20 protein-coding genes are annotated in these 18,795 nt (G+C 69.6%); 7 read left to right on the top strand and 13 right to left on the bottom strand.

The annotated features are described in order from the left end of the window. Window positions 1–7: 7 nt before the first annotated feature. The 3 genes from glyS to VRZ77_RS05780 form a co-directional block, all read right to left on the bottom strand. Window positions 8–2,071, bottom strand: a complete 2,064-nt coding sequence (glyS, locus tag VRZ77_RS05790; protein WP_414591714.1) for a glycine--tRNA ligase subunit beta — start codon at window positions 2,069–2,071, stop codon at window positions 8–10. Window positions 2,072–2,178: 107 nt separating this feature from the next. Further along, window positions 2,179–3,498, bottom strand: a complete 1,320-nt coding sequence (locus tag VRZ77_RS05785; protein ID WP_414591713.1) for an MFS transporter — start codon at window positions 3,496–3,498, stop codon at window positions 2,179–2,181. 369 nt (window positions 3,499–3,867) lie between these two features. Continuing rightward, a complete protein-coding gene (locus VRZ77_RS05780; protein WP_414591712.1) occupies window positions 3,868–4,812 on the bottom strand; it encodes a glycine--tRNA ligase subunit alpha in 945 nt (314 codons plus the stop codon). Window positions 4,813–4,938: 126 nt separating this feature from the next. On the opposite strand from VRZ77_RS05780, the gene xseA reads away from it, so the two are divergent. Both xseA and VRZ77_RS05770 read left to right on the top strand, forming a co-directional pair. Next, a complete protein-coding gene (gene xseA / locus VRZ77_RS05775) occupies window positions 4,939–6,504 on the top strand; it encodes an exodeoxyribonuclease VII large subunit (RefSeq protein WP_414591798.1) in 1,566 nt (521 codons plus the stop codon). A 162-nt stretch (window positions 6,505–6,666) separates the two neighbouring features. Further along, a complete protein-coding gene (locus VRZ77_RS05770) occupies window positions 6,667–6,897 on the top strand; it encodes a DUF2093 domain-containing protein (protein ID WP_414591711.1) in 231 nt (76 codons plus the stop codon). A 12-nt stretch (window positions 6,898–6,909) separates the two neighbouring features. Here VRZ77_RS05770 and lpxK read toward each other — a convergent pair whose 3' ends face one another. Genes lpxK through VRZ77_RS05745 form a run of 5 tightly spaced genes read right to left on the bottom strand, consistent with a single transcriptional unit; the run spans window position 6,910 to window position 11,031 of the window. Then, entirely contained in the window at window positions 6,910–7,923 is a 1,014-nt protein-coding gene (gene lpxK / locus VRZ77_RS05765) for a tetraacyldisaccharide 4'-kinase (RefSeq protein ID WP_414591710.1), read from the bottom strand. Between the two features lie 5 nt (window positions 7,924–7,928). Continuing rightward, window positions 7,929–9,224: a 3-deoxy-D-manno-octulosonic acid transferase gene (locus VRZ77_RS05760; RefSeq protein WP_414591709.1), complete on the bottom strand. Its 1,296-nt coding sequence runs from the start codon at window positions 9,222–9,224 to the stop codon at window positions 7,929–7,931. Then, complete coding sequence (locus tag VRZ77_RS05755) at window positions 9,217–9,936, bottom strand: lysophospholipid acyltransferase family protein (RefSeq protein ID WP_414591708.1); 720 nt, start codon at window positions 9,934–9,936, stop codon at window positions 9,217–9,219. Before VRZ77_RS05755 ends, VRZ77_RS05760 begins: the two co-directional genes overlap by 8 nt. A gap of 15 nt (window positions 9,937–9,951) precedes the next feature. Continuing rightward, window positions 9,952–10,194 (bottom strand): DUF4170 domain-containing protein, encoded by a 243-nt coding sequence (locus VRZ77_RS05750; protein ID WP_414591707.1) that lies wholly within the window; start codon window positions 10,192–10,194, stop codon window positions 9,952–9,954. Window positions 10,195–10,224: 30 nt separating this feature from the next. Continuing rightward, a complete protein-coding gene (locus tag VRZ77_RS05745; protein WP_414591706.1) occupies window positions 10,225–11,031 on the bottom strand; it encodes a 3'(2'),5'-bisphosphate nucleotidase CysQ in 807 nt (268 codons plus the stop codon). A gap of 237 nt (window positions 11,032–11,268) precedes the next feature. On the opposite strand from VRZ77_RS05745, the gene VRZ77_RS05740 reads away from it, so the two are divergent. Further along, window positions 11,269–11,865, top strand: coding sequence for a DUF6101 family protein (locus tag VRZ77_RS05740; RefSeq protein ID WP_414591705.1), 597 nt, complete (start codon window positions 11,269–11,271; stop codon window positions 11,863–11,865). Between the two features lie 159 nt (window positions 11,866–12,024). Further along, window positions 12,025–12,393: a hypothetical protein gene (locus VRZ77_RS05735; protein ID WP_414591704.1), complete on the top strand. Its 369-nt coding sequence runs from the start codon at window positions 12,025–12,027 to the stop codon at window positions 12,391–12,393. 67 nt (window positions 12,394–12,460) lie between these two features. On the opposite strand, the gene VRZ77_RS05730 is transcribed toward VRZ77_RS05735, so the two are convergent. Beyond that, on the bottom strand, window positions 12,461–12,817 hold the full coding sequence (locus tag VRZ77_RS05730) for a hypothetical protein (protein WP_414591703.1): 357 nt from the start codon (window positions 12,815–12,817) through the stop codon (window positions 12,461–12,463). 226 nt (window positions 12,818–13,043) lie between these two features. Between VRZ77_RS05730 and VRZ77_RS05725 the strand changes: the two genes are divergently transcribed. Beyond that, window positions 13,044–13,745 (top strand): AIM24 family protein, encoded by a 702-nt coding sequence (locus VRZ77_RS05725; protein ID WP_414591702.1) that lies wholly within the window; start codon window positions 13,044–13,046, stop codon window positions 13,743–13,745. A 22-nt stretch (window positions 13,746–13,767) separates the two neighbouring features. Here VRZ77_RS05725 and VRZ77_RS05720 read toward each other — a convergent pair whose 3' ends face one another. From VRZ77_RS05720 to VRZ77_RS05710, 3 genes are read right to left on the bottom strand one after another with little or no spacing between them, the layout of a single operon-like run. Further along, on the bottom strand, window positions 13,768–14,298 hold the full coding sequence (locus VRZ77_RS05720; RefSeq protein WP_414591701.1) for a chromate transporter: 531 nt from the start codon (window positions 14,296–14,298) through the stop codon (window positions 13,768–13,770). Further along, entirely contained in the window at window positions 14,295–14,930 is a 636-nt protein-coding gene (locus VRZ77_RS05715; RefSeq protein WP_414591700.1) for a chromate transporter, read from the bottom strand. Before VRZ77_RS05715 ends, VRZ77_RS05720 begins: the two co-directional genes overlap by 4 nt. Next, window positions 14,927–15,766 carry a hypothetical protein gene (locus VRZ77_RS05710; protein WP_414591699.1) on the bottom strand — a complete coding sequence of 280 codons (840 nt, stop codon included), beginning with the start codon at window positions 15,764–15,766 and terminating at the stop codon, window positions 14,927–14,929. The genes VRZ77_RS05715 and VRZ77_RS05710 overlap by 4 nt, the downstream gene beginning before the upstream one ends. A gap of 196 nt (window positions 15,767–15,962) precedes the next feature. Here VRZ77_RS05710 and tal point away from each other — a divergent pair, with 196 nt between their 5' ends. Both tal and VRZ77_RS05700 read left to right on the top strand, forming a co-directional pair. Beyond that, window positions 15,963–16,937, top strand: coding sequence for a transaldolase (tal, locus tag VRZ77_RS05705; protein ID WP_414591698.1), 975 nt, complete (start codon window positions 15,963–15,965; stop codon window positions 16,935–16,937). A 40-nt stretch (window positions 16,938–16,977) separates the two neighbouring features. Continuing rightward, a complete protein-coding gene (locus tag VRZ77_RS05700; RefSeq protein WP_414591697.1) occupies window positions 16,978–17,745 on the top strand; it encodes a sulfite exporter TauE/SafE family protein in 768 nt (255 codons plus the stop codon). A 41-nt stretch (window positions 17,746–17,786) separates the two neighbouring features. Here the strand turns inward: VRZ77_RS05700 and VRZ77_RS05695 are convergent, their stop codons facing one another. Beyond that, on the bottom strand, window positions 17,787–18,710 hold the full coding sequence (locus VRZ77_RS05695; RefSeq protein ID WP_414591696.1) for a LysR family transcriptional regulator: 924 nt from the start codon (window positions 18,708–18,710) through the stop codon (window positions 17,787–17,789). Window positions 18,711–18,795 lie beyond the last annotated feature (85 nt).

Genomic DNA, 18,795 nt, shown 5'->3' with positions numbered 1-18,795 from the left:
CGGCAGTTCAGCCCTCGATGCGGTCGAAATCCGCGATCTGGCGGGTGATGGCGCGGATGTCGGCGAGCAGCCGCAGCCGGTTGACGCGCAGCGCGGGGTCGGCGGCATTCACCGTGACCTTGTCGAAGAACGCGTCCACGGGTGCGCGCAGGCCGGCGATCAGGCTCATGGCGCCCTCGAAATCCTCCGCCGCCAGCGCGGCCTCGATCTTCGGGCCGAGCGCGGCGATGGCGTCGGCGAGCGCGCGCTCCTCCGGCTCGTGCAGCAGCACGACATCGACGCCGCCGTCATAAGACACACCGTCCTTCTTCTCCTCGATGCGCAGAATATTCGCCGCGCGCTTGGTGCCGGCCAGCAGGTTGCGGCCGTCCTCGGTGGCAAGAAAGCGCCCGAGCGCCTCGACGCGCTTGGTGACGAGCAGGAGGTCGTCCTGCCCTTCAAGCGCGAACACGGCATCGACGAGGTCGTGACGGGCACCGGCCTCGCGGAGGTGGACCTTCAGGCGGTCGGCGAAGAAGGAGAGAAGGTCGGGATCGGCGAAGCCAGCGAGCTTCACCCGCAGCCCGTTGTCCAGCACCATGCGCACCACGCCGAGCGCGGCGCGGCGGAGTGCGTAGGGGTCCTTGGAGCCGGTCGGCTTCTCGTCGATCGCCCAGAAGCCGGTGAGCGTGTCGAGCTTGTCGGCCAGCGCCACGGCGATCGAGACCGGGGCGGTCGGCACACGGTCGGTCGGACCCTGCGGCTTGTAGTGTTCTTCCGCCGCGAGCGCGATGGCGGGGTCGAGCCCTTCCAGCTCGGCGTAATAGCGGCCCATCAGGCCCTGCACTTCCGGGAACTCGCCGACCACTTCGGTACGCAGGTCGCTCTTGGCGTAGAGCGCGGCGGCTTTCGCGAGCGCCGGATCGGCGCCCACCAGCGGCGCCAGCACTTCGGCCAGTGCAGCGATCCTCTCGATGCGCTCATATTGCGAGCCGAGCTTCTCGTGGAAGGTGACGTTTTTGAACTTCGCCAGACGCTCGTCGAGCGGCACGCTGGCGTTGGTCTTCTTGTCGGTCTCCCAGAAGAATTTGGCGTCCGACAGCCGGGCGCGGATCACGCGCTCATTGCCGGCGACGATCGCCTTGCCGCCATCGGTGGCCGCGAGGTTCGACACCAGGATGAAGCGGTTGGCGAGGCGCCCGGTGCTCGGGTCCTTGAGCACGAAGCATTTCTGGTTGGCGCGGATGGTGGCGCGGATCACCTCGTCCGGCACGTCGAGGAAGGCCGGGTCGAACGATCCCATCAGCACCACCGGCCATTCCACCAGGCCGGAAATCTCGTCGGTGAGGCCGGCATCCTCGACCAGCTCCAGCCCCTGCGCGAGGGCGAGGTCCTTCGCGTCGTTGAGGATGATGTCCTTGCGCCGCTCGCGGTCGGCCACCACGAAGGCGGCCTCCAGCTTGGTGAGATAATCGTCCAGACGGCGCACGCGGATCGTGCCCTGCGACAGGAAGCGATGGCCGCGCGTGATGTCGCCCGAGCGGATGCCGTCGACCTCGAACGGCACCACCTCCGGCTCCTCGGTCTCCGGGCCGAAGGTGGCGATGATCGATTGCAGCGGGCGCACCCAGCGCAGCGTGTTCGGGTTCACCGAGTTCTTGCCCCAGCGCATCGATTTCGGCCAGGGGAAGGAACGGATGATCGCCGGCACGATCTCGGCGATCACCTCCGGCGTCGGCCGGCCGTGCTTGTGGATATGGGCGACGTAGAACTCGCCCTTTTTCGGGTCGTTCTCGATCTTGGCCTGATCGATGGAGGTGAGCCCCGCCGCCTTCAGGAAGCCCTGGATCGCGCCGTCCGGCGCGCCGACGCGCGGGCCCTTCTTCTCCTCGTGCACATCCGGCTGGCTGGCCGGCAGGCCGTGAACCGCGAGCGCCAGCCGGCGCGGGGTGACGAACGCCTTGGCGCCCTCATAGAGAAGGCCGCGCTCGACCAGCGCATCGGTGACGAGCTTCCTCAAGGAGTCGGCGGCCTGCGCCTGCATGCGGGCCGGGATTTCTTCGCAGAACAGTTCGAGCAGCAGATCGGGCATCGTGGCGTACGCTTGCATCATAGCGCGCGGCAAGCCGGCCGCCGCGCTCCGGGGAAAAGGTCGAGCGAGGCCCTAGCATGCCCGCGCGCGCATGGGGAGGGCGGAGTTTAGCCGAGCGAGGCGCCGCGACGCTCGGTCAGGGTCAGCGCGGCGACCAGCGACACCACCGAGACCGCGATCAGATAGACCGCCGGCCCCATGTCGAACTGTTCGCGGGTGACCAGATACACAGCCACCATCGGCGCGGTGCCGCCGGCAAGGCCGAGCGCGACATTGTAGCTGAGCGAGAGCGCGGTGCAGCGCGTCTCCGGCCGGAACATCTCCACCAGCACGCAGGGCATCGGCCCGGCATAGGCGGCGATGAGCACGGCGAAGCCGAGCTGGCCGGCGAGCGCGAGGCCCGGCGTGCCGGCATCGAGCAGGCGGAACAGCGGCCAGGAGAACAGGACGAGGCCGACCAGCCCGGCGCAGACCACGAGCTTGCGCCCCACCCGGTCCGACAGCGCGGCGAAGACCGGGGCGAGCACCAGCACGGCCAGCATGCTCGCCGTGTTGATCTGGAGCGAGACCCGCTCCTCCAGCCCGTCGACCTGCTGCATATAGGTCGTGAGGTAGACGAACAGCATGTAGAAGCCGACGCCGAGCGTGAGGTTCAGCGCCGCGGCGCGCAGCATGTTCGCCCCGTCGATGCGGAAGGCGAGGAGCAGCGGCAGGCCGTCATGAGCATCTGGCGCGGCGGGCACGCGGCGGGGCTCGGGAATCGCCGAGCCGCGCAGATAGAGCGTGAAGCCGCCGAGCAGGATGCCGAGCAGGAACGGCACGCGCCAGCCCCAGGCGGCGAGATCGTCGCTGGTCATCACGGTCGCGGTCACCGCCGCGACCGCCGAGCCCAGCAGCGTGCCGCCCGAGGCGCCGCAGCCGGCGAAGGAGGCGATGAAGCCCCGCCGGTGCGGGCGGGCATTCTCGGCGAGGAAGATCGCCGAGGTGGTGTACTCGCCGCCGATGGACAGCCCCTGCAGCAGCCGCAGCACCAGCAGCAGCACGGGGGCCAGCGCGCCGAGCGTCGCGTAGGTCGGCAACAGGCCGATGGCGACGGTGGAGAAGGTCATCATGCCGGCGGAGATGAACAGCGCCTGCCGCCGCCCGTAGCGGTCGCCGATATGCCCGAACACGATGCCCCCGACCGGCCGCATCAGGAACGAGGCCGCGAACACGCCGAAAGCCGCGATGAGGCCGACAAAGGCGTCGCTCTCGGGAAAGAAGTTCTGCGCGAAGATCGCGGCGAGGAAGCCATAGGCGGCGAAGTCGTACCATTCCAGCGCATTGCCGAGCGCGCCGGCGACGAGGGCGCGCGGTGCGGCGGGAATGGGCGCGGCGGGCGAGGGGATGGCGGAGGCGTCGTCGAGGCTGGTCACGGTCACCGGCATTGATCCCGTGGGGCGCTGGAAGCGGCGGTCGGCCGATGGCGGTCGCCCGGCGGTGCTCGCCGCCGGCGCCCCCGCCCGGCCGCGACGCATCGCGCGGCGACAGTGTACGCGCCGGACCGCGCCGAGGAAATCGCCGCCGGAGCCGCCTGACAACGAAATCCGCCTGCCGTGATGCGCTCAGGGCCGAGCGGTGGGGCGTGAGGTCGCCGAACCGACGCTCTTACGCCCGAGGCGGGGGATGGCGCGCGAAGCCTGTTGCCGAACATGATGTCGCTCCCTCTATGGCCGTGGGCCGGTTCGGCACGGAGAGGGCGCGGCCGGAAGGCCGGCCAACGAGGTCAGGCTGCGAACATCGACGTTCGCGTTACCTCACGCTGCGCTGGGCGTTCCGCCCGCCGCCGTCGCCAGCCAGGCGGCGCCGCAGGCCTTGGCGAGTTCGCGCACGCGCAGGATGTAGCTCTGGCGCTCGGTCACCGAGATCACGCCGCGCGCGTCCAAAAGGTTGAAGACGTGGCTCGCCTTGATGCACTGGTCATAGGCGGGCTGGGCCATCAGGTGGCGGGTCTTGTCGTCGTTCCAGCCGGCGGCGAGATATGTCGCGGCGGCGCTCTCCGCCATGCGGAACTGCTCCAGCAGCATCGCCGTGTCGGCATGCTCGAAATTGTGCCGGGAATATTCCTGCTCGGCCTGCAGGAACACGTCGCCATAGGTGACCTTCTCGTCGCCCTCGCGGCCGTTGAAGTTGAGGTCGTAGACGTTCTCGACCCCCTGCACATACATGGCGAGGCGCTCCAGCCCGTAGGTCAGTTCGCCCGAGACCGGGGAGCACTCGATGCCCGCCACCTGCTGGAAATAGGTGAACTGCGAGACTTCCATGCCGTCGCACCAGCATTCCCAGCCCAGCCCCCAGGCGCCGAGCGTCGGACTTTCCCAGTCGTCCTCGACGAAGCGCACATCGTGGAGCTTCAGGTCGATGCCGATGGCGTCGAGCGAGGCGAGGTAGAGGTCCTGCAGGTCGGCGGGCGAGGGCTTCAGGATCACCTGGTACTGGTAATAATGCTGGAGCCGGTTGGGGTTCTCGCCATAGCGCCCGTCCTTGGGCCGGCGGGAGGGCTGCACATAGGCGGCCTTCCACGGCAGCGGGCCGAGCGCGCGCAGCGTGGTGGCGGGATGAAAGGTGCCGGCGCCGACTTCCATGTCGTAGGGTTGCAGCACCACGCAGCCCTTGTCCGCCCAGAAGGCATGGAGCGCGAGGATGAGCCCCTGGAACGACTTGTCGGGGCGCATGTGGGGCGGAAGCGTGGGATCGATCATGGGGATGCCGGCGGTTGGCGGAAAATCGCGCGCAACCTAAGGCCGGCGCCTGCGCGGATCAAGGCGAACATGACCGGGCATCCGGCAGGCGTTCCCGCTTCCGTCAAAAGCGACTATCACTCCCTCATGCCCGACGACATGACCGATTCCCCGACCTCCAACGCCCCCGACTGGACCGTCTCCGAACTTTCCGGCGCGCTGAAGCGCACGGTGGAGGACGCGTTCGGCCATGTGCGGGTGCGCGGCGAAATCTCCGGCTATCGCGGGCCGCATTCCTCCGGTCATGCCTATTTCAGCCTGAAGGACCAGAACGCCCGGCTCGACGCGGTGGTGTGGAAGGGCAATTTCGGCCGGCTGCGGCTCAAGCCCGAGGAAGGGCTGGAAGTGGTCGCCATCGGGCGCATCACCACTTTTCCCGGCAAGTCCTCCTATCAGATCGTCATCGAGCAGCTCGAATTCGCCGGTGCCGGCGCGATCATGGCGATGCTGGAGGAGAGGAAGCGCCGGCTCGCCAGCGAGGGCCTGTTCGCTCCCGAGCGCAAGCGGCGCCCGCCCTTCCTGCCGCGCGTGATCGGCGTCGTCACCTCGCCGACGGGGGCGGTGATCCGCGACATTCTCCACCGGCTGGAGGACCGTTTCCCGCGCCATGTGCTGGTGTGGCCGGTGCGGGTGCAGGGCGAAACCTCGGGCGCGGAAGTGGCCGCCGCCATTCGCGGCTTCAACGCGCTCCCCGTGGGCGGCCCGGTGCCGCGCCCGGACGTGCTGATCGTCGCGCGCGGCGGCGGTTCGCTCGAAGACCTGCTCGGCTTTTCCGAGGAGATCGTGGTGCGCGCCGCGGCCGAGAGCGGCATTCCGCTGATTTCTGCGGTTGGCCACGAGACCGACGTGACGCTGATCGACTTCGCGGCCGATGTGCGCGCGCCCACCCCGACCGCCGCCGCCGAGATGGCGGTGCCGGTGCGCGGCGAACTGATCGCCGAGGTGCAGGGGCTCGGTGCGCGGCTTGGCGGGGCGATGGCGCGCATGGCGGAGCGGCGGCGCGGGGAACTTCGCGCGCTCTCCCGGCTGCTGCCGAGCGCGGACGCGCTGCTCGCCCAGCCGCGCCAGCGGCTCGACATGGCGTCCGGCCGGCTGCCGCGTGCGCTCAAAGCCAATGCCGGCGCGCACCGGCTGCGGCTGACACGGGCCGAGGGGCGGTTGTCGCCCTCCCGGCTCGCCGTGCTGGTGGAGCGCCGGCGCGAGCGTTTCGAGCTGTTCGCCGCCCGGCTCGACAGTGCGCTACGGGCCAACGCCAAGGCGCAGGCCGAGCGCAACGCCCGTTCGCGCGAGCGGCTGGAAGGGCTCTCCGCGCGTTTGCGGCCGGCCATGCTGCGGGCGGGGCAGGAGCGGGCGCGCCGGCTGGCGGGGCTCGGCCAGCTGATGCAGGCTTTATCCTATCACGGCGTGCTGGAGCGCGGATTCGCGCTGGTGCGCGATGCCTCTGGCGCGCCGCTGCGCCGGGCCGGGCAAGTCGCTGCGGGTGCCGCCCTCGATCTCGAATTCGCCGACGGCCATGTCGCGGCGGTGGCGGGCGGCGAGCTGGCCACCCCGCCCGCGCCCTCCACGCGGCCAGCCCCGGCCCGGCCCGCGCCGAGGCGACGGGCGAAGCCCTTGCCGGATGAGGACGGGCAGCCCACCTTGTTCGGCGGATGACAGCGCGAACGTTTGCGGCAAATTATGTTGCGACAAGCAGGGTTGCAGCAAGCGGGGTTGCGGTAACGGCGCCCCGGTCTTTATGGTGGAGCGGTCGTCCGTCGCAGTGGACGGCTTGGCGCGCAGGGCATTGAAGGGCGGCCGTAAGGACCGCATCGGGCGATGAACAGGTTTGAACGATTCTCCGCGTCCGGCGAGGCCGAGGTGCGTTATCTCGACGGCGATTTCCGCGTGGTGCGGCCGGGCACCTATGTGCGCTGCGCCGTGACCGGCGAGGCGATCCCGCTCGACGAGCTGCGCTACTGGAACGTCGATCTGCAGGAAGCCTATGCCACCCCGCAGGCCGCGCTCGCCCGGCTGCATCCGGGTCGGCTGCGTCCCGCGAAGGACTGACCGGCACATCGATCAGCGCCGGGGCGCGGCCCGCTCGGCGATCAGCGCATCCAGCGCCGCCGCGCTCTGCGGCTCCAGCGCCAGCCGCACCGGCAGCACCATGCAGGCGCTGAGCAGCGTGCGGCCGGCATCGCTGCCGGCAAGCCGGGCGGCATCCTTCTCCGTGGTCACCAGCAGCAGCCCCTCGCGCTCGGCCTGAAGCCGCAATTCGACGGCCTCGGTGCCGGTGAAGACGTGATGGTCGGGGAAGGCGCGCGTGATTGCCGGCAGCACGCCGAGCGAGCGCAGCGTCTCGAAGAACTTGGCGGGCCGGCCGATGCCGGCGAAGGCCAGCACGCGCCGGCCGATGAGCTGGGCGAGGGTCTGCGCATCCGGCGCGAGGCGCCCGCGCAGCACCTTCAGCCCGGCCTCGTAGCCTTCGCGCGCCACGCGTTCGCCGGCCGCGCCCTCGCCGATCACCAGCAGGGCCTGGGCGCGGGCGAGTTGCGGGGACAGCGGCGCACGCAGCGGGCCGGCGGGAAGGCACAGGCCATTGCCGATGCCCACCGCCCCGTCCACCACCAGGATGGACAGCGCCTTGGCCAGCGCCGGATTCTGGAAGCCGTCATCCATCAGCAGCAGGTCCGCCCCGTCCGCGACGGCGGCGGCGGCACCGGCCACACGGTCGCGCGACACATAGGTCGGGGCGGCGCGGGCGAGCAGCAGCGGCTCGTCGCCGACATCGCCGGAGAGATGGCGGGTGGGATCGACCTGAACCGGGCCCTTCTCGCGCCCGCCATAACCGCGCGTCAGAATCGCCGGGCGGCGGCCCTGCCGGGCGAGGTGGCGCACGAGGTGGATGGCGGTCGGGGTCTTGCCGGAGCCGCCAGCGGTGGGATTGCCGACGCAGATCACCGGGATGCCGGGGTCCCTGCCGGCGCGGCGCATGCGCAGGACGGTGGCGGCGCCGATCAGCGCGCCGAGCGGGCGGAGCAGGGCGGCCTTCAGCCTCACCTCCCGCCGCCACCAGAAATCGGGGGCCTGCATTGCCGTCAGCGCCTTTCCAGCCTTATCTGCACCAGATAGGGGTCGATCGCGGCGAGGGTGCGTTCCAGCGCGCCGCCGAAGCTGGCGATGGTGGCCTGCCCGGCAACGACCATGCGCTGTCGCGCGGCCGCGTCGGCGAACAGCATATAGGCAGCGGCGGCGAGAGAGCGAGCGTCGGTCACCTGAGCCCCGCCGCGCTCCTCGTCGAGGCGGCGGTAGATCTCGGCGAAATTGGTGACATAGGGCCCGTGCACGATCGCGGTATCAAGCTTGATCGGCTCGATCGGGTTCTGCCCGCCATGGCGCACCAGCGAGCCGCCGAGCAGGGCGACCGGCGCCAGCCGGTAGAATAGGCCGAGCTCGCCGATGGTGTCGGCGACATAGATCTGGGTGCCGCGATCGGGCAGATAGCCGTCCGATCGCAGCACGGCAGGGCATTGCGCCTCGTTGGCGAGCGTCAGCACCGCCCGGCCGCGTTCGGGATGGCGCGGGGCGATGATGGTGAGAAGGTTCGGCAGCTCCTTGCGCAGGCGCTGATGTGCCTCGATCACCATCTCCTCCTCGCCCGGATGGGTCGAGGCGGCCACCAGCACCTGCCGGCCGGAGGTTGCGGTGCGCAGCGCGTCGAAGGCCACGATGTCGACCGGCGGCGGCGGAGCGTCGAACTTCAGATTGCCGGTGACGGTGACGCGGGGCGCGCCGAGCCGGCTGAGCCGGTCGCCGTCGTCCGGGCCCTGGGCGAGGCACAGATCGACCCGCGCCAGCAGCGCCGCCACGCTCTTCGACAGGCGGCGCCAGTTGACGAAGGATTTCGGCGACATGCGCGCATTCACCATCACCAGCGGGGTGCGGCGCGCGTTCACCTCGATTAGCAGGTTAGGCCAGAGCTCGGATTCGACCAGCAGCACCAGATCGGGCCGCCAGTGCTTGAGGAAGCGGCGCATGAACAGCGGCGAATCCAGCGGCACGAACTGGTGCACGATGTCCGGCGGCAGGCGGCTGGCGGCCAGCCGCGCCGAGGTCACCGTGCCCGAGGTCAGCAGCACCTTGAAGCCGCGGGCCCGCAGCCGGTCCATCAGCGGCAGCACCGCGATCATCTCGCCGACGCTCGCGCCGTGCAGCCACACCAGCGGCCCCTTGGGCCGGGGCACGCGGCTCAGCCCGTGGCGCTCGCGCAGCCGTGGCCCGTCCTCCTTGCCGCGCTTCAGCCGCTTCATCAGCAGCAGCCGCACGAACGGCGTCGCGAGCCAGGTCGCGAGGCGGTAGGCGCGGATCGGCAGGGTGAAGCGCGCGCTAGCCATGATGCGCGACGGGCTCCTTCCCGCGCGCGCGCCGGCCGACCAGCTCCTCGGCGCGCGCGGTCGCGACCTCAAGCTGGCGCTGCAATTCGCGGCGGGCGGCCTCCAGCTCCTCGGGCCCGGCATCGGGCGCGACGCGCACGCCGTCACCGGCCACCACCGCCGCCTTGCCAAATGGCAGGTGGATCGCCGCCCGGTCCCAGCTCCGGGCGAGGATGCGGTGACGGGTGGCGATGGCGACCGGATAGATCGGCCGGCCGGAATGCTTGGCGATGGTGATGACGCCGAGGCCCGCGACGCGGCTGATCTTGGGCACGTCGGCGGTCATGGCGACGTTGCAACCCTCTTCGAGGCTGCGGATCATCTCCATCGTCGCGTTGAGCCCGCCCTTCTGGTGGAAGCTGCGGCCCTGCGCGCCGGAGCCGCGAATGGTCCCGATGCCCAGCGCCTCGGCGGCGACGGCGTTCACATCGGCATCCTTGCTGCGCGAGATCATGACCTTCGCCTTGTGGTGCGGCTTCACCAGGAACGGCGTGAGGAAATGCTGGCCGTGCCAGAAGGTGAGGATCATCGGAAGCTGCACTTCCGCGAGATCATAAAGGTCGGCCGGCTCCATCACCACGCGCGAGGAACGCCAGACGAAACGCAAATAGGCGGCCATGCTCCGACCGAGCGCGGTACGGAGCCTCCGCGATGTGCGCATGCGGCGCCACATGTGTCGATGTCGCTCTCAGCGGGCGTTGGAGCCGGATTCCGGGTCCAGGAGCCGGTGAAGATGCACGACGAAGTAGCGCATATGCGCGTTGTCGACGGTCTGCTGCGCCTTGGACTTCCAGGCGGCATGGGCGGCGGCATAGTTCGGGTAGATGCCGACGATGTCGAGCTGGTCGAGATCCTTGAAGGTCACGCCGTCAATGTCTTCGAGCTCGCCGCCGAAGACGAGGTGGAGAAGCTGGGATTTGGTATCGGTCATGCCGGTTGCGTTCCTACGATCGGGCCAGCCTTAGCGCGCCGCATCCAGCATGGACGGGTGCAACAGGGCGCCGGCGGAAACCAGGGCGCCATGTCGCGGCACGGGCGCGTTGTAAGCGAGCGGGAGGCCGTCGAGTGTGGTCAGGCGGCCATATGCTTCGTGCACCAAAAGGTCGGCGGCGGCAAGGTCCCAGTCATTGCCATTGGGCGACGCGAATGCCGCATCCAGTTCGCCGGTTGCCACGCGCGCGATGCGCAGCGCCAGCGAACGGATGCGCGGGTGGCGCCGCACCGGGCCGGCCCGGTCGATATGGCTGAGCCACGGCCCCGGACCGTCGACAAGGGCGCCTTCCACCTGCGCGGCCTGCGAAACGCGGATCGGCTGGCCGTTGCGGGTGGCCCCGCCGCCCAGCACGGCGACGAACAGTTCGTCCGTGACCGGGGCGAACAGCGCGCCGGCGATCGGGCGACCGCGCTCGACCAGTGCCGCCTCCACGCACCAGTCGGCGCCGCCGGCCATGTAGGCGCGGGTGCCGTCGATCGGGTCGACGATCCACACCCGGTCTCGCTCCAGCCGCGAGGGCTCGTCCACGGTTTCCTCGGAGAGCCAGCCATAGGCCGGGGCGAGCGCGCCGAGCCGCTCGCGCAGCATGGCATCAACCGCCAGATCGGCCTCGGTCACCGGGGAATCATTGTGCTTGGACCAGGATTTCACCCCGGCGCGGAACATGGCGGCGGCGACCGCGCCGGCCGCCACCACCGCATCCGCGAGATGGCGCGCCGCAATCGTCGGATCGGCCAGCGGATCGGACGCGGGATCAAGGAGTGGTGAGGTCATCGTCACGCCTTAGGCGCGCGCGGGCGGGCTGGCAAGCCCAACCAATGGTGTGCGCCGTTTCTTAGCCGGTCTGGTCGAAAAAGCCGCAGCTTTTCAAGGTTTCATCAAGCATAGGCCCGGAAGAACCCCGCAAAGAAACGATCAACCATTTCCCTTAAGCCGGCGGGGAGAGGACGTCCTCTAGCTTCTCCTCACGACCGGGGCCGACAGAGCCTTTTGAAACCGGCGGGGAGTACCATGAGGCGTCAGTTCGCAGTGGAGGCATGCCCTCCGGTTCCGGCCTACCCCTATGTCGCGCTGGACCGCCCGTCCGCGCCGGAGGGCTGGCCGCTCGTCTTCCAGTCGCTCGATCCCAATGCCGATGCCGGCGCGCGGCTGGTCGAGCTTCACCCCACGCGCATCGTGCTGCGGCGCCGGCTGTCCGGCGTGCCGATGCGCATCGAGATGGAGCTGTCGCGCTATGAGGGCGTGGCGGTGGCGCTGCTCGACCCGGAGGGCGAGGATGACGGCGTGGCGGTAGTTCTGGTCCATGCCGATCCCGGGCTTTCGGTGACGCTCTACAGCGCGCCGGGTATCGACGACGTGGTGGCGCAGTGGCGCGGATGGAGCGGGGCGCTCGGCCTGCCCATGCTGGTGACCGGGGAAGACGGCACGCGCCGCCCGGCCTATCCGATGCTCGGCCGGCTGGTGGTTTCCGCCGCCAAGCTGCGCCGGCGCCGGCGTGGCGGACTGAAGCACCGCCGCCCCAGCGTGTTCCAGCGCCGCTCGCTCGGCCGCCCGCCGCTGAACCCCTCCGTGCATCGCGGCGAGCGCGAGATGTTCGCCCGCGACTGACGCCGGGCCCGCCTCATTGCGCCTCGTGACACGGCGTCGCGCGCGGGAGTCTCGAAATCCCCCGGCGGTGTTTGCTAGAGTGGCGCGGGGACGCTTCCCCTCCCGAATCGCCAGGGTCGGGTGCCGCGCGGGACGGCGCCTCTCAAGGAACAACGTGCCATGAAACGGTGCCTGCCGCTTTTCGCCGCCCTCGCCGCTCTGGTCGTGGGGACGACCGGCTTCGGGGGGAGGGCCGAGGCCGACTCCGTCTGCAGCCAGATGGTGATCGATACCCAGGCCGCCGTGGACCGCATCCTCGCCGATGCCGCCAATAGCGGTCCTACGGCGCCGCAGAGCGACGCCGTTCAGGATGGCGCAGAGCCGACGCCGGACAGCATGGCCAAGGTCGAGGGCGAGATCGGTGACGGCGCGGCGCCGGAAAAGGCGCTGGCCGCGCTGGAACGCGCCCGCAAGGCCGATGCCGCGGGCGATACGGAAGCCTGCCAGAAGGAAGTCGCCGCCGCGCGCGATGCCGTCGGGCTCGAATGAACCTGACGGACCGGGAAAGCGCGGGCCGAGTGCCGCGCCTTCCCGCGTTACCGGGCGCCCGCGCGGGTTACGGGCAGATGTGGACCCAGTTGTTCCAGCCGTTACGGCGCCAGAAGCAGCCGGGTGCGACCGGCGGGCCCCAGGCGCGGGCATAGGGCGGCACGTACCAGTAGCGGAAATTCGGACGCCAGGCGCAGCGCCAGGGTCCGCACACCCAGCGCACAGTCTCCGTGACCGGCGCGAGCGTCGGCGCGGCGCCAAGTGCCGGGGTGGCGACGGCGGCCTGCGCGGTGCCGCCGGTAAGGGCGGGCGCGGCCAGCATGCCGAGCGCGAGCACGGCGGCAAGGCCGAGCCGGCGCAGGCCGGGGGCGAGGCTGTTGGGACAGGAAAGGTTCAGGCGAAGGAACGAGGTCGCGGCAGGCATGGAGCACTCCCGAACTGAGAACCGGACTGAAAACCAGACCCACCAAGCATAGCACGCGCTTCCTCTGCCATGAACGGTCGTGCGGCCCGGGAATGGAGGAATTTCGTCGGCTTCGCGATTTTGTCGCGTGGAACCTTTCGCCCCCTCGCGCCGCTTTCTCCTGTCGTGCGGCGCGCCTAAGGTCGGTGTGGCCGAGATAGGTGAAGGAACACGGGAGGAAGACGGCATGCGCGCGAAAATCATCGGAACCACATTGCCGGTGCTGGAGATCGGCCTCGACGCCGGCGAGACCGTCATTGGCGCGCCGGACCAGCTGTCCTGGATGTCCGGCGACATGCAGCTGACGACATCGACGATGGGCGGCGGCGGTGGCGGCGGCCTGTTCGGGCTGGTGAGCCGGGCGGTGTCCGGCGCCGGCCTGTTCATGACCGAGTTCCACGCCGCGCGCGGGCCGGGCAATGTCGCCTTCGCCGCCAAGATGCCCGGCAACATCGTGGAGATCGAGGTGCGCCCCGGCGCCGGCTATCTGGTGCATCGCCACGGCTTCGTGTGCGGCACGAGCGGCATCGAGATCGCCAGCGCGTTCCAGCAGACGCTGGGCGGGGCGGTGTTCGGCGGGGAGGGCTTCATTTTGCAGAAGCTGTCCGGCGCGGCGCAGGCCTGGATCGAGCTGGGCGGCGAGCTGGTCACGTACGACCTCCAGCCCGGGCAGGTCATCCTCGCCCATCCCGGCCATGTCGGCATGCTGGAGGAGAGCGTCTCCTTCGAGATCACCACCATGCGCGGGGTGAAGAACGCGCTGTTCGGCGGCGACGGCCTGTTCCTCGCCCGGCTTTCCGGGCCGGGCAAGGTGTGGCTGCAGACGCTGACCGCGCCGGGCCTCGCCCACACGCTGAGCCATTACCTGCCGCAGGCGCACGAGCGCTGAGCAAGGCGCGGGGTGGTCAGCCTCAGCTCAGGGCGATCAGGCCGACCACCCCGCCGCCGAGCACGAAGATGGCGGGGTTGACCTTCTTGACGAAGCGCACGCCGAGAAACACCGCGATGGCGATCGCGACCGTGGTCGCGCCGTCGATGGCGGTGCGCGCGATCGAGATGGTGCCGGCCGCCATCAGCCCGACCACCAGCGGGGCCAGGCCCTCCTGAAGCGAGCGGCGCCACGGCGAGCCCTCGAAATGGTCCCAGATCCGCGAGGCGCCCCAGGAGATCAGCCCGGCCGGCACGAAGAAGCCGAGATAGGCCAGCAGCGCGCCGAAATAGCCGGAGACGTGATAGCCGATCACCATCACCATCAGCATGTTCGGCCCCGGCACCACCTGCCCGAGGCCGTAAATGTCGCGGAACTGGTCGTCGGTCAGCCAGTGATGGGTGTCCACCACAAGCGCCTTGGTCTCCGGCAGCACCGCCGCGCCGCCGCCCACCGCCAGCACCGAGAGCAGCGAGAACACGCCGAGGACGGTGAGGTTCTCCTGAACGTTCACGGCACCGTCTCCTGTTTCGGCGGCACCGAGGGCGGCTCAAGCCTGGAGGGGCGGTAGATGTAGACCGCGACCGGGCCGACCGTGAGCAGCACCCAGATCAGCGAGACATGGAAGTAGTTGATCAGCGCGACGGTCACGAGAATGATCGCGACGTCGATCCACTTGCCGAACTGCTTGCGCCCGATCTGGAAGGTGACGGCGGTGAGCATGCCGACCGCCGCCGCGCCCACGCCGATCAGCGCGGCGTTCACGTAAGGGTTCTTGGCGTTGGAGGCGTAGAGCACGCCGAGCACCATGACCAGCGTCGCGCCCGGCAGGGTGATGCCGAGAAAGGCGACGATGGAGCCGACCACGCCGCGCAGCCGGTCGCCGACGATGATCGCCATGTTGGTGGCGTTCAGCCCCGGCAGGGCCTGCGAGATTTCCAGCGCGGAGAGGAAGCGTTCCTCGTCGAGCCAGCCCTTCTGCAGCACCAGCGCGTTGCGCAGATAGGCGACCACGCCGCCGCCGAAGCTGGTGGCGCCGATGATGAGGAAGGTGAGGAACAATTCGGCCATCGGCACGCGGGCCGGCGGCATGGCGGCGCCCGGCCCCGCCGGGGCCACCTCGACGGGGGGGAGCTCGGTGCTCATTCGTGGCCGACCGCCGCCTTCTGGCCGAAGCTGTAGACCAGCGCCGTCTTGGTGGCGCCGAGCTGGACCCATTCGCTGGCCCGGGTCTGCACCGCCTTGAAGAACTCCTCCGAGCGGGCGCGCGCCTTGGCGTGCACCGCGTCGTAGCGGTCGAACTTCGCCTGGAAGGCGAATTCGCCGATGATCGTGGTCTCGGTCGGGCGGTCGCGCCATACCGAGAGCGTCGCCTTGGCCTCGAACTCATGGCCGAAATCGAACAGCCCGACATTCACCTGCACTTCTTCCACCGGCAGGTTGTTCACCAGCGAGACCGGCGTGCCCTTCTGCGCCGGGCAATGTTCGTTGAGTGTCGGGAACACGGTGGAGATGCGCTCCAGCCCCTCGTCCAGCACGAGGCCGGGGGTGAGCAGCACGCAATTGTGCGAATAGAGCGAGCGCATGCCGCCGACGCTGTCCTTCAGCGGCAGCAGCTCTTCCTTGAACTTGATGTTGGCGGTGCCGTGCAGATGCGGGGTGACGTCGATGCTCGCCGCCGTTTCGAGATCGGCATGGCGGAACTTGAACGTCAACTCGTGCTGCGGCTCGGGCCAGCCATCGGTGTAGAAGGTGCGTTTGCGCAGGATGAAGGACTGGCGATAGAGGTCGTAGTCCGGCGTGTCGTAGAACAGCACCTCGCGGACCTGGCGCTTGAACGCGTCCTTGTTCGTGACGACGCCCACCTTGAATTCGGCGGCGATGAGGCACAGCTTGTGCCAGTAGATCTCGAACTGATGCGGATCGAAGAACCGTTCCGGGCGCAGCAGAATCTTGTATTCACGGTAGTGAATATCGTCCATCGGTATGCCTTGGTAAGGGTCGCTTCGTGCCGATGTGAATGGGTTTACGCCTAGTCCCGGATCGTCACAAGACGGTCGTCGCCCAAACGGAGCATGCCGGCCATCTTGAAGCGGGCCGCGGTTCCGTGGTCCAAGGGGTATGAAGGTTCAAAGGGGTGCCGCTCCGCGCCACCCGTTGAGAGAGTGAGACACGACGATGCCCTCGAAGCTCGAGCAACTGCGCGCCATGACCGTGGTCGTCGCCGACACCGGCGACATCGAGGCGGTGCGCCGGCTCAAACCGCAGGATTGCACCACCAACCCGACGCTGCTGCTGAAGGCGGCGGAGACGCCGGCCTATGCCAGCCTTGTCGACGAGGCGATCGCCTGGGGGCAGAAGCAGTCCGGCGCGCATGACGCCGTGGTGGCGGCGACCTGCGACCGGCTGGCGCTGAATTTCGGCACCGAGCTCTCCGGCATCGTGCCCGGCCGCGTCTCCACCGAGGTCGACGCCGACCTCTCCTTCGACACCGCCGCCACCCTCGACAAGGCGCGTGCCTTCATCGCGGCCTATGAGGCGCGCGGCGTCGGGCGCGAGCGCATCCTGATCAAGATCGCCTCGACCTGGGAAGGCATCAAGGCCGCCGAGGTGCTGCAGAAGGAGGGGATCGACTGCAACCTCACCCTTCTGTTCTCGCTCGCCCAGGCCAGCGCCTGCGCGGATGCCGGCGCGTTCCTGATCTCGCCCTTCGTCGGGCGCATCCTCGACTGGCACGTCAAGGCCGGCAAGGGGCCGTTCACCGCCGAGACCGATCCCGGCGTGGTCTCGGTCCGCGAGATCTACGCCTATTACAAGAAGCACGGCATCCCGACCGTGGTGATGGGCGCCTCGTTCCGTAACACCGGGGAAATCGAGGCGCTGGCGGGCTGCGACCGGCTGACCATCGGCCCGGCGCTGCTGGACGAACTCGCCAAGGACGAGGGCACGCTGGTGCGCCGGCTCGACCCGTCCCATGTCGAGGGGGCCCCGGCGGCCCGGCTCGGCCTCGACGAGAAGGCGTTCCGCTTCGCGCTCAACGAGGACGCGATGGCCACCGAGAAGCTCTCCGAGGGCATCCGCTCCTTCGTGAAGGACCTCAGCAGCCTGCGCGCGCTGGTCTCCAAGCGCATTGCGGGGGCCGCGGCGGCCTGAGCGCGCACCGTGCTGGCCGCGACGGGCATGACCGTGTGACATGATCGATCCGCAACTGGGGTTCGCGCTGGCGGCCGTTCCGGCGGCGCTCGCCGTCGGCATGAGCAAGGGCGGCGTGCCGATGATCGGCCTGCTGGCGGTGCCGATCCTCTCGCTCGCCATGCCGCCCATCGCCGCCGCCGGGCTGCTGCTGCCGGTCTATGTCATCTCCGACATGTTCGGCGTGTGGGCGTACCGGCGCGAATTCTCACTGCGCAACCTCGTCATCCTCACCCCGGCGGCGGCGCTCGGCATCGGGCTTGGCTGGGCCAGCGCCTCGGTGGTCACCGACGCCGAGGTGATGCTGGCGGTCGGGCTGATCGGGCTCGCCTTCTGCCTGCACCGCTGGCTCGGGCGCGGCAATGGCGAGGCGAGGCCCGCCGACGTGCCGCGCGGCGTGTTCTGGGGCACGGTGTGCGGCTTCACCAGCTTCATGACCCATGCCGGCGGGCCGCCCTACCAGATCTATGTCGTGCCGCAGCGCCTGCCGAAAATGGTGTTCGCCGGCACCTCGACGCTGCTATTCGCGGCGGTGAATGCGATGAAGATCCTGCCCTATTGGGCGCTCGGCCAGCTCAACCCGACCAATCTCGCCATCACCGCCTGGCTGGCCCCGGTCGCGGTGGCGGCGACCTTCGTCGGTGTGTGGCTCAACCGGCGCATCCCCGAGAAGCTGTTCTACCGGCTGGTGATGGGCGCGCTGTTCGTGCTGTCGCTCAAGCTGGTCTATGACGGGCTCAAGCTCTATCTCGGCGCGCTGTTCGCCTGATGCAGCGTTTCCCAGTGCCCCTCGCCTTGCATCGCGGGAGGTCACGGCAGGCCGGTTTCCGCGAGCCGGGCGAGCGTGGTGCGCAGCCGCGGCGCGGCAAGATCGAGGAAGCGGCGCATCTTCAGCGGCATCTGCCCGCGCGCGGCATGGATGAGATGCACCGGCGCCGGTTCCGGCTCGAACTCCTCCAGGAGCAGTTTCAGTTCCCTACGCGCCACCGCCTCGGCGACCTGATACTGCAGCAGCCGAACCACGCCGATGCCGCGCAGGGCGGCGTCGAGCGCGGCCTCGGTGGTGGTCACGCTGAGGCGCGGGCGCACGGGAATGTCGAGGATCGCGCCGGTTTCCGGCTCGCGGAAGCGCCAGCCGGGTGGCGCGGAGGGCATGTCGAAGGCGACGCAGGGCCACGCGCCCAGCGCTTCGGGCCGCGCCGGCGCGCCATGTCCCGCCAGCAGTGCCGGGCTGGCGCAGGTGACGAGGCGCATCGTGCCGATGCGGGTCGCCACCAGGGCGCTGTCGGGCAGCGCGCCGATGCGCACCGCCATGTCGACGTGATCCTCGGCAAGGTGGAGGTTGCGGTCGGCCAGCAGCAGCCGGACGTCGATGTGAGGGAAATCCGCGAGGAATTCCGCCACCAGCGGCAGCACATGCCGGCGGCCGAACATCACCGGGGCGGTGATGACCAGCTGCCCCTTCGGCGAGGTGAATTCCCCGGCAACCTCGCGCTCGGCCTCCTCCACCTGCTCCAGAATGCGCCGGGCGGCGGCAACATAGGCGAGGCCGGCATCGGTGAGCGCGAGCCGGCGCGTGGTGCGCATGAGGACCCGGGCGCCGAGGAGGGTTTCAAGCTCGCCGACCTTGCGGCTCAGCGTCGCCAGCGGAACCTTGAGCGCCCGGCTCGCCGCCGAGAAGCTCCCGGCGTCGGACACCGCCACCAGCAGCGACATCGCCTCGAAACGGTCCATATATTCTTCCGGAAATCGGGAGGATCATTCCTGAAAATACCAGATTATCCAGAATATCGGAAAGTGGCATTGTGTGTTGCACACC

It is taken from the genome of Ancylobacter sp. G4_0304 (genome assembly GCF_047501495.1).
Lineage (GTDB): Bacteria > Pseudomonadota > Alphaproteobacteria > Rhizobiales > Xanthobacteraceae > Ancylobacter.
The sequence above is the reverse complement of the archived record's forward strand: the minus strand, read 5'-3'. Positions and strand labels throughout refer to the sequence as shown.

Coding starts and splice junctions, on each gene's coding strand:
- glyS (WP_414591714.1), bottom strand. CDS start 2,071: ATGCCCGATCTGCTGCTCGAACTGTTCTGCGAAGAAATCCCGGCCCGC.
- VRZ77_RS05785 (WP_414591713.1), bottom strand. CDS start 3,498: ATGCCGGTGACCGTGACCAGCCTCGACGACGCCTCCGCCATCCCCTCG.
- VRZ77_RS05780 (WP_414591712.1), bottom strand. CDS start 4,812: ATGATCGATCCCACGCTTCCGCCCCACATGCGCCCCGACAAGTCGTTC.
- xseA (WP_414591798.1), top strand. CDS start 4,939: ATGCCCGACGACATGACCGATTCCCCGACCTCCAACGCCCCCGACTGG.
- VRZ77_RS05770 (WP_414591711.1), top strand. CDS start 6,667: ATGAACAGGTTTGAACGATTCTCCGCGTCCGGCGAGGCCGAGGTGCGT.
- lpxK (WP_414591710.1), bottom strand. CDS start 7,923: ATGCAGGCCCCCGATTTCTGGTGGCGGCGGGAGGTGAGGCTGAAGGCC.
- VRZ77_RS05760 (WP_414591709.1), bottom strand. CDS start 9,224: ATGGCTAGCGCGCGCTTCACCCTGCCGATCCGCGCCTACCGCCTCGCG.
- VRZ77_RS05755 (WP_414591708.1), bottom strand. CDS start 9,936: ATGTGGCGCCGCATGCGCACATCGCGGAGGCTCCGTACCGCGCTCGGT.
- VRZ77_RS05750 (WP_414591707.1), bottom strand. CDS start 10,194: ATGACCGATACCAAATCCCAGCTTCTCCACCTCGTCTTCGGCGGCGAG.
- VRZ77_RS05745 (WP_414591706.1), bottom strand. CDS start 11,031: ATGACCTCACCACTCCTTGATCCCGCGTCCGATCCGCTGGCCGATCCG.
- VRZ77_RS05740 (WP_414591705.1), top strand. CDS start 11,269: ATGAGGCGTCAGTTCGCAGTGGAGGCATGCCCTCCGGTTCCGGCCTAC.
- VRZ77_RS05735 (WP_414591704.1), top strand. CDS start 12,025: ATGAAACGGTGCCTGCCGCTTTTCGCCGCCCTCGCCGCTCTGGTCGTG.
- VRZ77_RS05730 (WP_414591703.1), bottom strand. CDS start 12,817: ATGCCTGCCGCGACCTCGTTCCTTCGCCTGAACCTTTCCTGTCCCAAC.
- VRZ77_RS05725 (WP_414591702.1), top strand. CDS start 13,044: ATGCGCGCGAAAATCATCGGAACCACATTGCCGGTGCTGGAGATCGGC.
- VRZ77_RS05715 (WP_414591700.1), bottom strand. CDS start 14,930: ATGAGCACCGAGCTCCCCCCCGTCGAGGTGGCCCCGGCGGGGCCGGGC.
- VRZ77_RS05710 (WP_414591699.1), bottom strand. CDS start 15,766: ATGGACGATATTCACTACCGTGAATACAAGATTCTGCTGCGCCCGGAA.
- tal (WP_414591698.1), top strand. CDS start 15,963: ATGCCCTCGAAGCTCGAGCAACTGCGCGCCATGACCGTGGTCGTCGCC.
- VRZ77_RS05700 (WP_414591697.1), top strand. CDS start 16,978: ATGATCGATCCGCAACTGGGGTTCGCGCTGGCGGCCGTTCCGGCGGCG.
- VRZ77_RS05695 (WP_414591696.1), bottom strand. CDS start 18,710: ATGGACCGTTTCGAGGCGATGTCGCTGCTGGTGGCGGTGTCCGACGCC.